Consider the following 16,773-nt stretch of genomic DNA (forward strand, 5'->3'; position numbering starts at 1 on the left):
CCTTTTTCGTCCCTCACCAACCAAGGACTTGAATTATTAAATTTTCAATGAGTTGCTTATCTTCCCAACTGAATCCGAGCAACCGACGTTCTGCGTATTGCACTTGAGAGCCCTGAGGACTTGGCTGGTCTTTAAGCCCGTATTGATGGACACGCGCAATCCGCTGCACTTTTCCGGTAAACTCCACCACGGCAGCATCATTAGAGCCACTTGCTTTCATGTATCGGCTTGTTCGTAGCTTCTGAAACATCGCTCGTTTAATCCGCCCGGTCTTTGCCCTGAGCAGCTGACGTTTTCGCGCCTGATACGGTGAGCCGTCCGGGGCTTTTTGCTGTTTGATACGTTGCTGTTGCGCCGTGCGCAGTTGTTTCGCTATTTCCCCGGCCAGCTTCCGGCGCGCAGCCGGTGACAGGGAAGCAATCAGACCACTGAGCCGGTCGTCAAAGGGCTTAAATTCACTCATCCCATTTACTCGCCAGCTCTCCGTCAAGATAAAGCTCTTTTGGTGGTGTTACCGGTTCCGGTAGTGGAGGCTCAGCGGCATAGCTCACATGCAGCGCACCGTTTTCCTCCCTGATAATGGTGCGCTCGGTGAGCTGCAGGCTGATGATGATATCGACGCTGTCCCCGTCGTTTAAATCCATCTGGAAACGGTAGCCCTTTTTGCGGCCGTCATCGAGCGTGCAGATATCCGGCTGGTTTTCCCTGAGCCATGCGGCCACCGGCACGAAAATCAGGTCAGGGTCGCCGACAAAGTCACATACGATCACATTCAGGGTATAAATTTTCTCATGCGACAGCGAGGCCGCGAGACGCGCATCGATATTCCCCTCATCTGCAAAGATGCGCATCATTTCGGGATTCGTTTCTAACTGCGGAACGGCTTTAATCAGCGCTTCGCGCAGGCTGCGTGCTTTCTTCATCGAGTTTATCCTGACAGTCTTTGATGGTTTCAACCTGCAGCGCGCAGGCGGCTAGCGCGTGCTCAAGCCTGCGAATATCGGCGCTCAGGTCGCCATTAGTGGCCGGGTCGCTTCCCGGCATCGGGCAATAGCTCACCTTCGGGCAGGCGCTGTAAACAATGACAGGCGGAGGCGCAGGCGGCGCGGGTGTGCAGCCGACGCACAACATCAGGCAGCTCAGTGCTATACCAGCGGCGTAACGTTTCATTCTCATTTATCAGCCTCGTAATGGTTTCTTCACGTCGCACGGCCATTGCACCGGCGGCCAGCAGTTCGCCGCGTAGATTGACCTGCGCGGTTTCATTTCGCCTGGCAATTCCCTGCGAAACGGAAAGCTGATTTTTCAGCATTCCGATCGCGGTTTTTTGTTCCGTGGCGACCCTGTTCGCCCGTTCAAACGAGCGCGTCAGGTTGCCGTTTTCATGACGCTGCCAGAGCACAACTGCAATAAGCGCGGCCAGTAAAAACAACATCACTTTCATTGAATCCCCCTCAGGCAGTAAGCACGCTCGCGCGCGGCGGTTTTCCAGCCCCTTGTTAATTTCGCCATTCACGTAAACCCAGCGGGTGAGCTGGTCGCACGCCTGCGGCCATTGCTGGCGCTTAATAAACGAGACCAGCGTCGACCGGCAGGCCGCGCCGGTTCCCACGTTGAATGAGAAACTGACCAGCGCGTCGTAAACGTGCTGCGGCATTTTCACCGGCGCGCATACGGCCAGACGTTTCTCGACGTTCAGCACATCCGCGACAAGGTTCGCCGCCGCCTGACGTTCGGTGATTTCTCCCTTTGGCACGACGCCTGCAGTGTGGCCGATGCCCGACGTCCACACTCCCGCGCTGCACTGGTAAGGCGTCAGGCGACAACCTTCGAGGTCGGCAATCAGCGCCAGCCCCATGGGCGAGGTGTTAAGCAGACGAAAGTCAGGCATCAGCGCTGCCAGCGCCAGCACGGCGGCCACACTGCATTTTTTAACGATTGATTTCACGAATAGCCCCTTTCCAGATCACCAAGAGCCTGATAACGCAATATTGTGCTCAACGCTGGGGTGAAGGTATTAAGCCAACTACCATCAACCGCGACCTGATCACGCTAGGTGGGATGTTCACAACCCTGATTGAGTCAGAACTGTATAACGGTGAGCATCCATTCAGGGGATTCAAAAAACTGAAAGAGCAGACAGCCGAAACGGGCTATCTCACTCTTGAGGAAATTGATGCCTTACTTGCTGCGCTCTCAGGTGATAATCGTAAAATTGCGGTTTTGTGTTTGAGTACCGGGGCAAGATGGGGAGAAGCTGCGCGATTGAAGGCGGAGAATGTGATTCATAACCGGGAGTCTTTCGTTAAGACGAAAACCAACACACCGCGCACGGTCCCGATCTCTGATGACGTTGCGGCTTACGTAGTCGGCAAAGCACGAGGTTTTCTGTTTCCTGACGCCAGTTATGCTGAATTCAGGCGAACCCTCAAAGTGTTAAGCCCGATTTACCGGCCGGACAAGCAACACATGCGCTACGACACTCTTTCGCCACGCACTTTATGATTAACGGAGGCAACATCATCACACTGCAGAGGATCTTAGGTCATACAAAAATTGCTCAGACAATGGTCTATGCGCACTTCGCTCCTCAGTACCTGCAGGACGCGATTTCGCTTAACCCGTTGAAGGGTGCTAATGGTGGTCAGAGTGTCCACAATGTGTCCACACCCTAGCCGCTTTTTATGGCTTTTGGCTGCTAGTAGTAAAACGTGAAGCCTTGTCTGGCGCGGCTTTCCAGCTACGCCAGACATTAAAAAGGCTCCCGCAGGAGCCTTTCATCAATCAATGCAACGACGCTAACCTCGCCGCAAACCCGACAAACAGCAGCCCTATCAGCCCATTCCCCAGCTTTGCCAGTTTCTTTTTCGTTTTGAGATAACGCGTGACAAACGCACCGGAGAAGATCAGGAAGCTCATGTACATAAAGCTGATTAACTCAAGCGTCGTCGCGAGGATAAGGAAAGAGGTGCCAGTGCTCTGTGCGTTCACGTCAATGAACTGAACGAAGAACGATACGTAGAACAGAATCGCTTTTGGATTCGTCAGGCTCAATACCAGCGAACGTTTCATGATCGTGCTGGCAGGCTCGGTACCGCTCTCCTGAGCGTGATTCTGCCGGGTAATGACCGACCAGAGCATTTTGCCGCCCAGCCACAGCAGATAGAAGGCGCCGAGATAGCGCACGATATTAAACAGTACCGGCGTGGTCTGAATTAATGCCGCGACACCCGCCCAGGCCAGAAACATCAGTACCGCATCGCCGATAAATACGCCCGACGCGGCAAGGTACCCTTTTTTAACGCCGTGTCCAATTCCGGTTTTGAGCACAAACAGGGTATTCGGCCCCGGTACCAGCACGATAAAAAACGCGCCAACAACATACGTCCAGAAATTCAGTACGCCAAACTCCGCAAACACTTCTTCTCCCTCCTTTTGCTCAATACAGCAGGAGTAGCGCTGCAACCACGCTACTCCCAAAAATCAGATCCTATAAAATCAGCGGGCACCATTACGGTGCCCTCATGGTACTCAGATATCCTGGACTGCGAACAGCAACGCGTTGCGATGCCGGGTCATTCCACATTTTCTGATGGCGTGAATACGCATATTGCGGCGGGATTGTGCTTCCAGCCAACGAGCCTTGCGACGACTCACCTGTCGCAACATGCGCCAGCGCCCTACTTCTGTTCTACTGCGCTTCATGTCTACAACTCTTTCTCTAACAGAGACGACATTATAAACCCATGCTGGCAGCAAACCAGCGCTTTTACCTGGCGTTTTTATTTGCCAGATGAATCCTGATGCGTACACTCATAACAATACGCTTTCAAAAGGATTTTTTTACCTATGACAACCTTCTACACCGTGGTGAGTTGGCTGGTCATTTTAGGATACTGGCTGTTAATCGCGGGTGTGACGTTACGCATCCTGATGAAGCGCAGAGCCGTACCCTCTGCCATGGCCTGGCTTCTGATCATCTACATCCTGCCGCTGGTGGGAATTATTGCCTATCTCTCTTTCGGTGAGCTTCATCTCGGCAAACGCCGCGCCGAGCGTGCCCGCGCCATGTGGCCCTCAACCGCAAAGTGGCTGAACGATCTTAAGGCCTGCAAGCATATCTTTGCCGAGGAGAACAGCAGCGTCGCCTCGTCACTGTTTAAGCTGTGCGAGCGCCGTCAGGGGATTGGTGGTGTTAAAGGCAATCAACTGCAGCTGCTGACCTCGTCCGACGACGTCATGCAGGCATTAATCCGCGATATCCAGCTGGCGCGTCATAACATCGAGATGGTTTTTTATATCTGGCAGCCCGGCGGGATGGCTGACCAGGTCGCTGAATCGCTGATGGCCGCGGCGCGACGCGGCATTCACTGCCGTCTGATGCTTGACTCCGCAGGCAGCGTGGCATTTTTCCGTAGCCCCTGGGCGGGCATGATGCGCAATGCCGGTATCGAGGTGGTTGAGGCGCTGAAGGTCAATCTCCTGCGCGTGTTTCTGCGCCGGATGGATCTCCGTCAGCATCGCAAAATGATCATGATCGATAACTATATTGCCTACACCGGCAGCATGAACATGGTTGATCCGCGCTTCTTCAAGCAGGACTCGGGCGTGGGCCAGTGGGTGGATTTGATGGCGCGAATGGAGGGGCCGATTGCCACCTCGATGGGCATCGTTTACTCCTGCGACTGGGAGATAGAAACCGGCAAACGCATTCTGCCGCCCCCGCCGGACGGCAATATTATGCCGTTTGAAGAGGCCAGCGGTCACACCATTCATACCATTGCTTCCGGGCCGGGCTTCCCGGAGGATTTGATCCATCAGGCGCTGCTGACGGCGACGTACTCGGCGCGTGAATACCTGATCATGACGACGCCCTACTTTGTTCCCAGCGATGATCTCCTGCACGCGATCTGTACCGCGGCGCAGCGCGGCGTCGATGTGAGCATTATTTTGCCGCGCAAAAATGACTCCCTTCTGGTGGGCTGGGCCAGCCGGGCATTCTTTAGCGAACTGCTGGCCGCAGGGGTGAAGATCTACCAGTTCGAAGGCGGATTACTCCACACCAAAAGCGTGCTTGTCGACGGCGAGTTAAGCCTGGTGGGGACAGTGAACCTGGATATGCGCAGCCTGTGGCTCAACTTTGAAATCACGCTGGTTATTGATGATGCCGGCTTTGGCGGCGATCTCGCGGCGGTACAGGATGATTATATCTCCCGCTCGCGGCTGCTGGATGCCAGACTGTGGGTAAAACGTCCGCTGTGGCAGAGAATTGCCGAACGACTGTTTTACTTCTTTAGTCCGTTGCTGTAAAACGTGCCCAACGATGTTAAACAGGTAGTCATCATGGAAATGGATCTGAACAATCGCCTGACCGAAGACGAAACGCTCGAGCAGGCCTATGACATTTTTCTCGAACTGGCGGTTGATAACCTCGATCCCGCAGACGTGATCCTCTTTAATCTGCAGTTCGAAGAGCGCGGCGGTGCCGAACTGTTCGACCCTTCAGAAGACTGGGCTGAACATGTGGATTTCGATCTGAATCCTGACTTCTTTGCCGAAGTGGTCATCGGGCTGGCCGATGAAGACGGTGGCGAGATTAACGATATTTTCGCCCGCGTCCTGCTCTGTCGAGAGAAAGACCACAAGCTGTGCCATATTCTCTGGCGCGAATAATAAAAAAGGCTGCGATTGCAGCCTTTTTTATTTACTCCGGCAACGCACTTCCGCAGCGGTTACAATACCGCGCGTTAAGGTCATGTTCACCCTGGTGACATGCCGGACATTTGCGCTGCTGCTTGCGGCTCTGAAATGCGCTGCTCATGTGCGTGGTAATAAGCCCGGTCGGAATAGCAATGACCGAATAGCCAATCAAAATCAGCACTGAGGCCACAATGCGGCCCAGCGGCGTATGGGGCGTGATATCACCGTACCCGACGGTCGTCACGGTCACTATCGCCCAATAAACGGACGCATTGAGCGTCGTGAAACCATATTTCGGCCCCTCTATCAGATACATCAGCGCGCCAAAAACGATCATGACGATGGCAATAAACGAGTAGAAGAGAATAAGCTGATGCCGCGCGCTGACAATTGCGCTCCAGAACACGCGCAGTGAGGGCATAAAGCGCAGTAATTTCAGAATACGTAATACGCGAATAACGCGCATCGCCCGCCAGGCAAAGACATAACTCAGGCTGATTTCCGGCCACAGCCACATGACGTAGAGCGGTAGAATGGTGGCTAAATCAATAAATCCCCAGAAGCTGAAAACATATCGGGCCGGGTTGGGCCAGGCAATTACTCTGAGCAGATATTCAGCGGTAAAAACAAGGGTTATCGCCAGCTCAAGCCAGACAAAGACATGCCATTCGTCAAACGTCAGGTGGTATTGCGTCCCGGCGCCTGACTCAATAAAGATGACCACCACGCTGAGGAGCGCAAATAAACCGCAAAGACCTTCGAAGCGTCGCCCGGATACCGTTTCAGGATCGAATAAAACATGATAAAGCCGCCGACGGGCTGACGTGAATAAACGCGACACAGTGACCTCGCAAAATATAAGGGCTGACATCATGTCAGCCCTTGCGATTATAACGGGTCTACTTTCAGGCAGGAAACCGCATGTCGGAAACTGCCTTCCAGAACCGGTCGCGTTTTCGCACATTCCGGTCCGGCCATTGGGCAGCGCGTGCGGAAGACACAGCCCGACGGCGGGTTAATCGGTGAAGGCAATTCCCCTTCCAGAAGCTGGATGGTCTTATTCTTTTCCAGATCGGGATCGGGGATCGGCACTGCCGACATCAGCGCTTTGGTGTAAGGGTGCAGCGGATTGTGGTACACCTCGTCATAGGTGCCCAGCTCCACGGCGTGCCCCAGATACATCACCAGCACGCGGTCAGAGATGTGTTTCACCACGGCCAGGTCATGCGCGATGAAGATCAGCGACAGCCCCATTTCGCGCTGCAGCTTCTGCAGCAGGTTAACCACCTGCGCCTGAATGGAGACGTCGAGCGCGGAAACCGGTTCATCACAGATAATCAGCTTCGGTTCGAGGATCAGGGCGCGCGCAATACCAATACGCTGACACTGACCGCCGGAGAACTCGTGCGGATAGCGGTTGATGAGGTTAGGCAACAGCCCGACTTTTAGCATCATCGCCTTAACGCGATCGCGCACTTCCTGACGGGACATCTTCGGATGATAGGTCCGCAGCGGCTCGGCAATAATCTCACCGATGGTCATACGCGGGTTTAACGACGCCAGCGGATCCTGGAAAATCATCTGGATATCGCTGCGCACGTCGCGCCACTCGTCGGGTTTCATGCCCAGCAGATCTTTACCCAGCCAGGCCACTTTGCCGTCGGTGGCTTTCACCAGACCGATAATGGCGCGCGCAAAGGTCGATTTACCGCAGCCGGACTCGCCCACCACGCCCAGGGTCTCCCCTTCATACAGGCGCAGCGTGACGCCGTCCACCGCTTTCAGGGTCTTCGACGGCTGCCAGAACCACTGTTTGCCGTCTTTGATGTCGAAATGCACCTTAAGGTCAGCAATCTCGAGCAACACATTGCGTTTTTCATCTAATGCGTTCATACCAGCTCCTCCTGCGGCTTAAAGCAGGCGCGCAGGCGGCCTGGTGCAAACTCTTCCAGCGGCGGTGCGCTGTTGCAGATTTCCATCGCGTGCGGGCAGCGCGGCTGGAACGGACAGCCTTTCGGCAGGCGCAGCAGGTTTGGCGGATTGCCCGGAATGGTGAGCAGGGATTCCCCTTCCGCATCGAGACGCGGTACCGCGTTCAGCAGGCCAATCGAGTAAGGATGAGCAGGCTGATAGAAGACGTCACGCGCTTTGCCGTATTCCATGGTACGGCCGGCATACATCACCAGCACTTTGTCACAGATGCCCGCCACCACGCCCAGGTCGTGGGTGATCATGATAATCGCCGTGTTAAACTCACGCTTCAGCTCGTTCAGCAGGGTCATGATTTGTGCCTGAACGGTAACGTCCAGCGCGGTGGTCGGTTCGTCGGCAATCAGCAGTTTTGGCCGGCACAGCAGCGCCATCGCAATCATCACGCGCTGACGCATACCGCCGGAGAACTCGTGCGGGAACATGCGCATACGCTTGCGCGCTTCCGGCATTTTCACCGCATCGAGCATTTTGACCGACTCTTCAAAGGCTTCGGCTTTGCCCAGACCTTTGTGCAGCATCAGGACTTCCATCAGCTGCTCACCGACGCGCATATACGGGTTCAGCGAGGTCATCGGATCCTGGAAAATCATCGAGATCTGCTCGGCGCGCAGCTTGTTCAGCTCGTGCTCCGGCAGGTTGAGGATTTCACGACCGTTGAATTTTGCGGAACCGCCAATTACACCGTTAGCGGCCAGCAGGCCCATTAGCGCAAAGGCGGTCTGGGACTTCCCGGATCCGGATTCACCCACGATGCCGAGCGTTTCGCCCGCGCGCAGGTTGAAGTTGAGATCGTTCACGGCGGTCACATCCCCGTCCGGGGTCTTAAAGGTGACGCGAAGATCTTTTACGTCCAGCAGAAGGTCGCTCCGCTGCTGCGCCTGTGGCGCGGTTGCCGTTTCAATCATTGTCATGACGGCGCTCCTTAACGGTCTTTCGGGTCGAGGGCATCACGCAGGCCATCGCCGATAAAGTTAAAACAAAACAGGGTAACGACCAGGAAACCCGCCGGGTATAACAGCAGCCACGGTGACACTTCCATTGAGTTTGCACCGTCACTCAGCAGCGCGCCCCAGCTGCTCAGCGGCTCTTGCGTACCCAGACCGAGGAAGCTCAGGAAGGATTCAAACAGGATCATGCTTGGCACCAGCAGTGAGGCATAAACCACCACCACGCCCAGCACGTTAGGAACGATATGGCGAACCACGATATTCCCGGTAGAGACACCGCCGACCTGCGCGGCTTCGATAAACTCTTTGCGTTTGAGGCTCAGCGTCTGGCCGCGGACAATACGCGCCATATCCAGCCAGGAAACCATCCCGATGGCCACGAAGATTAACAGGATATTCTGACCGAAGAAGGTCACCAGCAGGATGACGAAGAACATAAACGGGAAGGAGTTCAGGATTTCCAGCAGACGCATCATCACCGAGTCCACTTTACCGCCAAGGTAGCCGGACAGTGAGCCGTAGAGCGTCCCCACGATCACCGCCACCAGCGCGGCAGCAATCCCGACCATCAGCGAGATACGCCCCCCGATAGCGACACGCACCAGCAGATCGCGTCCGGAAGAGTCCGTGCCGAAATAGTGGCCAGACTCCATATCCGGCGCGCTGGACATCATGCCCCAGTCGGTGTCGAAATAGGTAAATTGCGACAGCATCGGCGCCAGGGTCACAAACAGCGCGATGATCACCAGAACCACCAGACTCGCCACCGCCGCGCGGTTGTGCATAAAGCGACGGCGCGCGTCCTGCCAGAGGCTACGACCTTCCACTTCCAGTTTTTCACTGAAGTTTTCCAGCGCCTCGCTGTTTTTCTTACTCAACATCATGGCGTGCTCCAGTTAGTAACGGATTTTCGGGTCGATGACGGCGTACAGAACATCGACGATTGCGTTAAAGAGAATGGTCAGCGCACCGACGAGAATGGTCAGGCTCAGCACCAGCGAATAGTCGCGGTTGAGCGCGCCGTTAACAAACAGCTGACCAATGCCCGGCAGGCCGTAGATTGTTTCGATAACCATCGAGCCAGTGATGATCCCGACGAATGCCGGTCCCATGTAGGAGAGCACGGGCAACAGCGCCGGTTTAAGCGCGTGGCGGAAGATAATCCGACGCATCGGCAGCCCTTTCGCGCGCGCGGTACGAATGAAGTTCGAGTGCAGCACTTCGATCATTGAACCACGGGTGATACGCGCGATACTGGCGATGTACGCCAGAGATAATGCCACCATCGGCAAAATCATGAACTTGAGTGCCCCGCCGTTCCAGCCGCCGCCAGGCAGCCACTTCAGCGTGATGGCAAATATCATCACCAGTAATGGCGCGACAACGAAGCTGGGTATGACTACCCCGGTCATCGCCACCCCCATTACGGCATAATCCCATTTGGTATTTTGTCTGAGCGCGGCGATGACGCCTGCGGTGACCCCGAAAACGATCGCCAGAATGAATGCCGCAGCACCCAATTTCGCCGACACCGGGAAGCTGGACGCCACCAGGTCGTTAACGGAATAGTCTTTATATTTAAATGACGGTCCAAAATCACCGTGCGCCAGCTGCTTCAGGTAGTTGAAGTACTGGGTCGAGATAGGATCGTTTAAGTGGTATTTCGCTTCGATATTCGCCATGACTTCTGGCGGCAGCGTACGCTCACCGGTAAATGGACTTCCCGGCGCAAGGCGCATCATGAAGAAGGAAATCGTGATGAGAATAAATAGCGTCGGAATCGCTTCCAGACAGCGACGTAGGATAAATTTCAACATTGCCCGTACCTTCTGGCGTGTGCCTATATAATGTGACGTTGGTTAGACACCGTGGGGCGAGCACGCCCGCCCCACTCATTGCCATTAATGCTTGATAATATACAAGTTTTTAACGTAGATATTATCCATCGGGTCTTTACCGGTATATCCACCTACCCACGGTTTCACCAGACGGGCGTTAACGTAGTAGTAAACCGGAACGATCGCGGAATCTTTATCCAGCTGCTGCTCAGCTTTAGAGTACAGTTCAGTACGCTGTGCTTCGTCAGTGGTTTTCAGCGTGTCGGCGATCAGCTTGTCAAACGCCGGGCTCTTATAGTGCGCGGTGTTGTTTGAGCTGTCACTCAGCATGGTGTTCAGGAAGGAGGTCGGTTCGTTATAGTCCGCACACCAGCCAGCACGCGCCACGTCAAAGGTGCCCTGATGACGGCTGTCGAGGAAGGTCTTCCACTCCTGATTCTCCAGCTTCACGTTCGCGCCCAGGTTCTTTTTCCAGATCGAGGCAACGGCGATAGCCAGTTTTTTGTGCAGATCGGAGGTGTTGTACAGCAGGCTAAAGGTCAGCGGCTTATCCGCGGTATAGCCCGCTTCGGCCAGCAGTTTCTTCGCTTCTGCGTTACGCTGTTCCTGCGTCTGTTTGAACCAGTCTGGCTCAGTCAGTTTTGCGCCATCGGTGTATGGAGGGGTATAGCTGTATGCCGGCAGATCGCCCTGGTTTTTCACTTTGTTCACGATGATATCGCGATCCAGTGCCAGCTTCAGCGCAGTACGAACGCGTACGTCGGTGAACGGTGCTTTCTGGTTGTTGATTTCATAGTAGTAGGTGCACAGGTACGGGTCGACGTGAACTTCTTTAGGGATCTCTTTCTTCAGTTTCTGGAACAGTTCAATCGGCATGTTGTTATAGGTCATGTCGATTTCGCCGCTGCGGTAGCGGTTAACGTCAGTCACTTCGGACGAAATTGGCAGGTAGGTAACCTGATTAATCACGGTTTTCGCGTTGTCCCAGTATTGCGGGTTACGCTCAAGTACCATACGCTCGTTGACCACCCAGTCTTTAAGCTTGTAGGCACCGTTGGTCACGATATTGGCAGGCTGGGTCCATTTTTCACCAAATTTTTCCACGGCGGATTTTGGTACCGGGGAGACGGACGGGTGAACCAGCAGCTTATAGAAGTACGGAACAGGTTCGCTCAACGTGACTTCGAAGGTATTGGCATCGATCGCCTTAACGCCCAGATCGGTGATCGGTTTTTTGCCCGCGATGATGTCATCAATATTGGCAATATGGCCATATTGCAGGTAGCTCGCATACGGAGAGGCGGTCGTTGGATTCGCCAGACGCTGCCAGCTATAAACGAAATCTTCAGCCGTCACCGGCGTACCGTCGGACCATTTCGCATCTTTACGCAGATGGAAGGTCCAGACTTTGAAATCTTTGTTTTCCCATTTTTCTGCCACGCCCGGTGCCGGGTGGCCGTCTACGTCCGTTACCAGCAGACCTTCGAACAGGTCGCGGTTGACGTTAGACTCAGGAACACCTTCAATTTTGTGCGGGTCGAGAGACTGAACTTCCGCACCGTTGTTACGCACCAGCGTCTGCTTCTCCGCCAGCTGAACACCTGCAGGAACGTCCGCAGCCATTGCAGCGTTTCCCGCGATTAGCGCAGTTAAAATCCCCGCCGCTACCAGATTTTTTTTTGTGATGATGGACATTGTGTTGGTACTCCACTCATTATAATGACTGGCCTTCGCCAGCTGTGTAATCCCCTGTTGGGGCCTGTACAGCGCAGGAGTTTTTTTTGCTGCTGTCAGGTTCTTCTTTTACTGCTTGCTATCACCGACTTTTTTATTACTGACCGCTCGTATGGCCGTCTTGCGTCGATTCTTTACAGGCCTCCCCTGTTTGAGGCCTGCGCTGGATATCTGAGAAGAGAACGATATGAAAATAATTCTCATCTGATTGTTTTATGCTGCAAAATATTAGGCCGGAAAGTATCAAATGGCGTAAACGTGCGCCAATACATTTTGCAAATTTGTTAAGCAATTCTCTTTTACGGTGAGTACCGTATCGTTGAGGGCAGCCCTGCCAGACATCGAACATCAGTAAAACAACATGACATTCAACAGGATAGAGAAAATTTTCTCTACAAGCGCGTCGCTGCGCTATCATCGAGTGACTTTGTACAAAAATTTAACAACTGGTTATTATTTAGCACATTCGTCTAGGGGAATGTTGAAATTACTAATATCATTTCGGTTATCTCTCAGCAAGCCCAAGAGTATCATGTGAGTAAAATAACAGAGCGATCGAAGATTTTCTGTGCAGGCGGGTTGAGGCGGAATTAATAACCTATTGAAATACAAGCAATGAACATTATTAGTAGAATTTATTATGATATGTGAGCATTTCAACTTTAGTTATATGATTTGCTGATAATCACGTAAAAAAACGGAGCCGTCGCTCCGTCCTTTCATATGAAGTATTAATGCAACAAACCGGGGAAAATGCTTTTAATACCCGTGACGATGAATTCGATCCCTAATGCCATCAGCAACAGGCCCATGATACGCGTAATGACGTTGATGCCCGTTTGACCCAGCAAGCGCACCAGCCAGGGTGCCATGCGGAACACACCCCAACAGCAGAGCGCAAAAATGGCAATAGCCACTGAAAAGCCAATCAGGTGCATCAGGCTATGGTAACGCGTCCCCCAGACGATGGTTGAACTGATGGCACCCGGACCGGCCATCAGCGGTAAGGCCAGCGGCACTACGCCAATGCTTTCGCGGATAGCGGTTTCTGACTTCTCTTGTTTATTCTGCTTATCCTCGCCCAGCTTACCGCTGATCATGGACATGGCGATGGTCACCACCAGGATCCCGCCGGCAATACGGAATGAATCAATGGAAATCCCGAACAGCTGAAGAATCGTGTCGCCGAGAAAAAGAGAGGTCAACAATATGATCGCTACCGACAGGTTAGCGGTGAGGTTAGTTTTGTTCCTGGCCGCCGCTGTCTGGTAACTCGTCATACTAATGAAGACAGGAATGATCCCCACCGGGTTGACCAGGGCAAACAAACCAATAAAAAATTTAAAATACGTTGGAAAATCAAAGAGCGTTTGGATCACGTTTTGCTCCGCTTATACACATGCCCTGGACTGACAATTTGTCGTGAGAAATCGCGCTGAAGATACCCTTTTTATCAGCATACTTCACTTGAAATCTGTACCAAAACGTTATCATTTCAGGATGTTAAACATATGTATAATCAATGATAGCGCCGCTTCCAATACTTACGTAATTATTTAACACTGGAAAAATCAGCACGAAATAACCCTGCTGAAAGGTATCAGCTTGGGGGAAAATTGACACAGATCATGATTTTCGTACTCAGAAGTGAGTAATCTTGGTTACACCCCCAGGGAGGTCACCTGACAAAAAGGGATGATGCTAAGGTAAGGCTCTTTTAGTAAATTAGTGTGCTGACGCAGAAAGTAACTCTTTGTTTTACTTTGTGTTACGCAAGTCGTATCGGCTCTGTCTATACTGTGTGACGTATCGAGCGCTGGTTTACTAAAAGAGTTTAAACATTATCAGGAGAGCATTATGGCTGTTACTAATATCGCTGAACTGAACGCCCTCGTCGAGCGCGTAAAAAAAGCCCAGCGTGAATATGCCAATTTCACCCAAGAACAGGTTGATAAAATCTTCCGCGCGGCCGCACTGGCTGCTGCAGATGCTCGAATCCCTCTCGCTAAAATGGCCGTTGCCGAATCCGGCATGGGTATCGTGGAAGATAAAGTGATTAAAAACCACTTCGCTTCCGAGTATATCTACAACGCCTATAAAGATGAGAAAACCTGTGGCGTGCTGTCCGAAGACGACACCTTCGGTACCATCACCATCGCTGAACCTATCGGCATCATCTGCGGTATTGTTCCGACCACTAACCCAACGTCTACTGCAATCTTCAAATCACTGATTAGCCTGAAGACTCGTAACGCAATCATCTTCTCTCCACACCCACGTGCGAAAGACGCGACTAACAAAGCTGCAGATATCGTCCTGCAAGCGGCTATCGCAGCGGGTGCACCAAAAGACCTGATCGGCTGGATCGACCAACCTTCTGTTGAGCTCTCCAACGCGCTGATGCATCACCCGGACATTAACCTGATTCTGGCGACCGGTGGTCCAGGCATGGTGAAAGCCGCATACAGCTCCGGTAAACCTGCTATCGGCGTGGGCGCGGGTAACACCCCTGTTGTTATCGATGAAACCGCTGATATCAAACGTGCTGTCGCGTCTGTGCTGATGTCTAAAACCTTCGATAACGGCGTGATCTGTGCATCTGAACAGTCTGTTGTGGTCGTGGATTCCGTATATGACGCGGTTCGCGAACGTTTCGCCAGCCACGGCGGCTACCTGCTGCAGGGCAAAGAGCTGAAAGCGGTTCAGGACATCATCCTGAAAAATGGCGCGCTGAACGCCGCTATCGTGGGTCAGCCTGCCTACAAAATTGCTGAACTCGCAGGCTTTACCGTTCCGGCAACAACCAAAATCCTGATCGGTGAAGTAAAAGTCGTTGACGAAAGCGAGCCGTTTGCTCACGAAAAACTGTCTCCTACGCTTGCCATGTACCGTGCGAAAGATTTCGAAGACGCGGTTGAGAAAGCAGAGAAGCTGGTTGCCATGGGCGGTATCGGTCACACCTCTTGTCTGTACACTGACCAGGACAACCAGCCAGAGCGTGTTGCTCACTTCGGTCAGATGATGAAAACTGCACGTATCCTGATCAACACCCCTGCTTCTCAGGGTGGTATCGGTGACCTGTACAACTTTAAACTCGCACCTTCCCTGACTCTGGGTTGTGGTTCCTGGGGTGGTAACTCCATCTCTGAAAACGTTGGTCCAAAACACCTGATCAACAAGAAAACCGTTGCTAAGCGAGCTGAAAACATGTTGTGGCACAAACTTCCGAAATCTATCTACTTCCGCCGTGGCTCTCTGCCAATCGCGCTGGATGAAGTGATTACTGATGGCCACAAACGTGCGCTCATCGTGACTGACCGTTTCCTGTTTAACAACGGCTACGCTGACCAGATCACCTCCGTGCTGAAAGCGGCTGGCGTCGAAACTGAAGTATTCTTCGAAGTTGAAGCTGACCCAACTCTGAGCGTTGTACGTAAAGGTGCTGAACTGGCTAACTCCTTCAAACCAGATGTGATTATCGCACTGGGTGGTGGTTCCCCAATGGACGCCGCGAAAATCATGTGGGTTATGTACGAGCATCCAGAAACGCACTTCGAAGAACTGGCGCTGCGCTTTATGGACATCCGTAAACGTATCTACAAGTTCCCGAAAATGGGCGTAAAAGCGAAAATGATCGCGGTCACCACCACTTCCGGTACCGGTTCAGAAGTTACGCCATTCGCGGTAGTAACCGACGATGCAACAGGTCAGAAATACCCCCTGGCTGACTATGCGCTGACGCCAGACATGGCTATCGTTGATGCGAACCTGGTCATGGAGATGCCGAAGTCACTGTGTGCATTCGGTGGTCTGGATGCGGTGACTCACGCCCTGGAAGCTTACGTTTCTGTGCTGGCGTCTGAGTTCTCAGACGGTCAGGCACTGCAGGCTCTGAAACTGCTGAAAGAAAACCTGCCAGCGTCTTACAACGAAGGCTCTAAAAACCCTGTAGCACGTGAACGTGTCCACAGTGCAGCAACCATCGCCGGTATCGCGTTTGCCAACGCCTTCCTGGGTGTTTGCCACTCAATGGCGCACAAACTGGGCTCACAGTTCCACATTCCTCACGGTCTGGCGAACGCCCTGTTGATCAGCAACGTTATCCGTTATAACGCTAACGACAACCCAACCAAGCAGACAGCTTTCAGCCAGTACGACCGTCCACAAGCCCGTCGTCGCTATGCTGAAATCGCTGACCACCTTGGTCTGAGCGCACCGGGCGACCGCACTGCTGCGAAGATTGAGAAACTGCTGGCATGGCTGGAAAGCCTGAAGGCTGAACTGGGTATTCCTAAATCAATCCGTGAAGCGGGCGTACAGGAAGCTGACTTCCTCGCTCACGTAGACAAGCTGTCTGAAGATGCATTCGATGACCAGTGTACTGGTGCTAACCCGCGCTACCCACTGATCTCCGAGCTGAAACAGATTCTGCTGGATACCTACTACGGTCGTGAGTTCAAAGAAGGTGACGTTGCCGCTGTGAAAACAGAAGCCCCAGTCATCAAAGCTGACAAGAAAGCGAAGAAAAGCGCTTAATTGACAGCAGCAGATGAAAAACCCGC

General features: G+C 53.1%; 16 protein-coding genes and 2 pseudogenes. 4 read left to right on the forward strand and 14 right to left on the reverse strand.

Translation table 11 applies throughout. The features are described from left to right. Positions 1 to 13: 13 nt before the first annotated feature. The 5 genes and pseudogenes from ACMWJS_RS06175 to ACMWJS_RS06195 all read right to left on the reverse strand — a co-directional run bounded on the left by ACMWJS_RS06175 (position 14) and on the right by ACMWJS_RS06195 (position 1,948). Positions 14 to 463: a phage virion morphogenesis protein gene (locus ACMWJS_RS06175; RefSeq protein WP_414746802.1), complete on the reverse strand. Its 450-nt coding sequence runs from the start codon at positions 461 to 463 to the stop codon at positions 14 to 16. Further along, the gene (locus tag ACMWJS_RS06180; RefSeq protein ID WP_414746803.1) at positions 456 to 923 is read right to left on the reverse strand and encodes a phage tail protein; all 468 of its coding nucleotides are present in this window, start codon (positions 921 to 923) and stop codon (positions 456 to 458) included. The genes ACMWJS_RS06175 and ACMWJS_RS06180 overlap by 8 nt, the downstream gene beginning before the upstream one ends. After that, positions 886 to 1,131, reverse strand: a complete 246-nt coding sequence (lysC, locus tag ACMWJS_RS06185; RefSeq protein ID WP_080297781.1) for an Rz1-like lysis system protein LysC — start codon at positions 1,129 to 1,131, stop codon at positions 886 to 888. Before lysC ends, ACMWJS_RS06180 begins: the two co-directional genes overlap by 38 nt. Further along, complete coding sequence (gene lysB, locus ACMWJS_RS06190) at positions 1,019 to 1,444, reverse strand: Rz-like lysis system protein LysB (RefSeq protein ID WP_414746804.1); 426 nt, start codon at positions 1,442 to 1,444, stop codon at positions 1,019 to 1,021. The genes lysC and lysB overlap by 113 nt, the downstream gene beginning before the upstream one ends. After that, positions 1,441 to 1,948: pseudogene (locus tag ACMWJS_RS06195) on the reverse strand (lysozyme). The gene lysB and the pseudogene ACMWJS_RS06195 overlap by 4 nt, the downstream one beginning before the upstream one ends. Before the next feature lie 11 nt (positions 1,949 to 1,959). Between ACMWJS_RS06195 and ACMWJS_RS06200 the strand changes: the two are divergent. Beyond that, positions 1,960 to 2,675, forward strand: a pseudogene (locus tag ACMWJS_RS06200) (tyrosine-type recombinase/integrase); the annotation flags it as partial. Between the two features lie 109 nt (positions 2,676 to 2,784). Here the strand turns inward: ACMWJS_RS06200 and leuE are convergent. Both leuE and ACMWJS_RS06210 read right to left on the reverse strand, forming a co-directional pair. Further along, entirely contained in the window at positions 2,785 to 3,420 is a 636-nt protein-coding gene (leuE, locus tag ACMWJS_RS06205; protein ID WP_196346497.1) for a leucine efflux protein LeuE, read from the reverse strand. Between the two features lie 111 nt (positions 3,421 to 3,531). Continuing rightward, on the reverse strand, positions 3,532 to 3,705 hold the full coding sequence (locus ACMWJS_RS06210; protein WP_021240326.1) for a YciY family protein: 174 nt from the start codon (positions 3,703 to 3,705) through the stop codon (positions 3,532 to 3,534). A gap of 144 nt (positions 3,706 to 3,849) precedes the next feature. Here ACMWJS_RS06210 and cls point away from each other — a divergent pair, with 144 nt between their 5' ends. Together cls and ACMWJS_RS06220 are read left to right on the forward strand one after the other, a co-directional pair. Continuing rightward, positions 3,850 to 5,310 carry a cardiolipin synthase gene (gene cls, locus ACMWJS_RS06215; protein ID WP_008502791.1) on the forward strand — a complete coding sequence of 487 codons (1,461 nt, stop codon included), beginning with the start codon at positions 3,850 to 3,852 and terminating at the stop codon, positions 5,308 to 5,310. A gap of 33 nt (positions 5,311 to 5,343) precedes the next feature. Then, positions 5,344 to 5,673: an HI1450 family dsDNA-mimic protein gene (locus ACMWJS_RS06220; protein ID WP_006810881.1), complete on the forward strand. Its 330-nt coding sequence runs from the start codon at positions 5,344 to 5,346 to the stop codon at positions 5,671 to 5,673. A gap of 31 nt (positions 5,674 to 5,704) precedes the next feature. Here ACMWJS_RS06220 and ACMWJS_RS06225 read toward each other — a convergent pair whose 3' ends face one another. From ACMWJS_RS06225 to ACMWJS_RS06255, 7 genes are all read right to left on the reverse strand, one after another. Continuing rightward, complete coding sequence (locus ACMWJS_RS06225; protein WP_063621888.1) at positions 5,705 to 6,574, reverse strand: ion transporter; 870 nt, start codon at positions 6,572 to 6,574, stop codon at positions 5,705 to 5,707. A 14-nt stretch (positions 6,575 to 6,588) separates the two neighbouring features. Beyond that, positions 6,589 to 7,593, reverse strand: coding sequence for a murein tripeptide/oligopeptide ABC transporter ATP-binding protein OppF (gene oppF, locus ACMWJS_RS06230; protein WP_008502789.1), 1,005 nt, complete (start codon positions 7,591 to 7,593; stop codon positions 6,589 to 6,591). After that, positions 7,590 to 8,603: an ABC transporter ATP-binding protein gene (locus tag ACMWJS_RS06235; RefSeq protein WP_024907097.1), complete on the reverse strand. Its 1,014-nt coding sequence runs from the start codon at positions 8,601 to 8,603 to the stop codon at positions 7,590 to 7,592. Before ACMWJS_RS06235 ends, oppF begins: the two co-directional genes overlap by 4 nt. A gap of 11 nt (positions 8,604 to 8,614) precedes the next feature. Beyond that, entirely contained in the window at positions 8,615 to 9,523 is a 909-nt protein-coding gene (oppC, locus tag ACMWJS_RS06240) for an oligopeptide ABC transporter permease OppC (protein ID WP_008502787.1), read from the reverse strand. A 12-nt stretch (positions 9,524 to 9,535) separates the two neighbouring features. Next, positions 9,536 to 10,456 (reverse strand): oligopeptide ABC transporter permease OppB, encoded by a 921-nt coding sequence (gene oppB / locus ACMWJS_RS06245; protein ID WP_008502786.1) that lies wholly within the window; start codon positions 10,454 to 10,456, stop codon positions 9,536 to 9,538. A gap of 84 nt (positions 10,457 to 10,540) precedes the next feature. Continuing rightward, positions 10,541 to 12,172 carry an oligopeptide ABC transporter substrate-binding protein OppA gene (gene oppA, locus ACMWJS_RS06250; RefSeq protein WP_008502785.1) on the reverse strand — a complete coding sequence of 544 codons (1,632 nt, stop codon included), beginning with the start codon at positions 12,170 to 12,172 and terminating at the stop codon, positions 10,541 to 10,543. Positions 12,173 to 12,942: 770 nt separating this feature from the next. Then, positions 12,943 to 13,590 (reverse strand): YchE family NAAT transporter, encoded by a 648-nt coding sequence (locus ACMWJS_RS06255; RefSeq protein ID WP_008502784.1) that lies wholly within the window; start codon positions 13,588 to 13,590, stop codon positions 12,943 to 12,945. 478 nt (positions 13,591 to 14,068) lie between these two features. On the opposite strand from ACMWJS_RS06255, the gene adhE reads away from it, so the two are divergent. Next, entirely contained in the window at positions 14,069 to 16,747 is a 2,679-nt protein-coding gene (gene adhE, locus ACMWJS_RS06260; RefSeq protein ID WP_028013432.1) for a bifunctional acetaldehyde-CoA/alcohol dehydrogenase, read from the forward strand. Positions 16,748 to 16,773 lie beyond the last annotated feature (26 nt).

The organism is Enterobacter sp. HK-058-C-ECC (assembly GCF_047531125.1).
Taxonomy (GTDB): Bacteria; Pseudomonadota; Gammaproteobacteria; order Enterobacterales; family Enterobacteriaceae; genus Enterobacter; species Enterobacter quasiroggenkampii.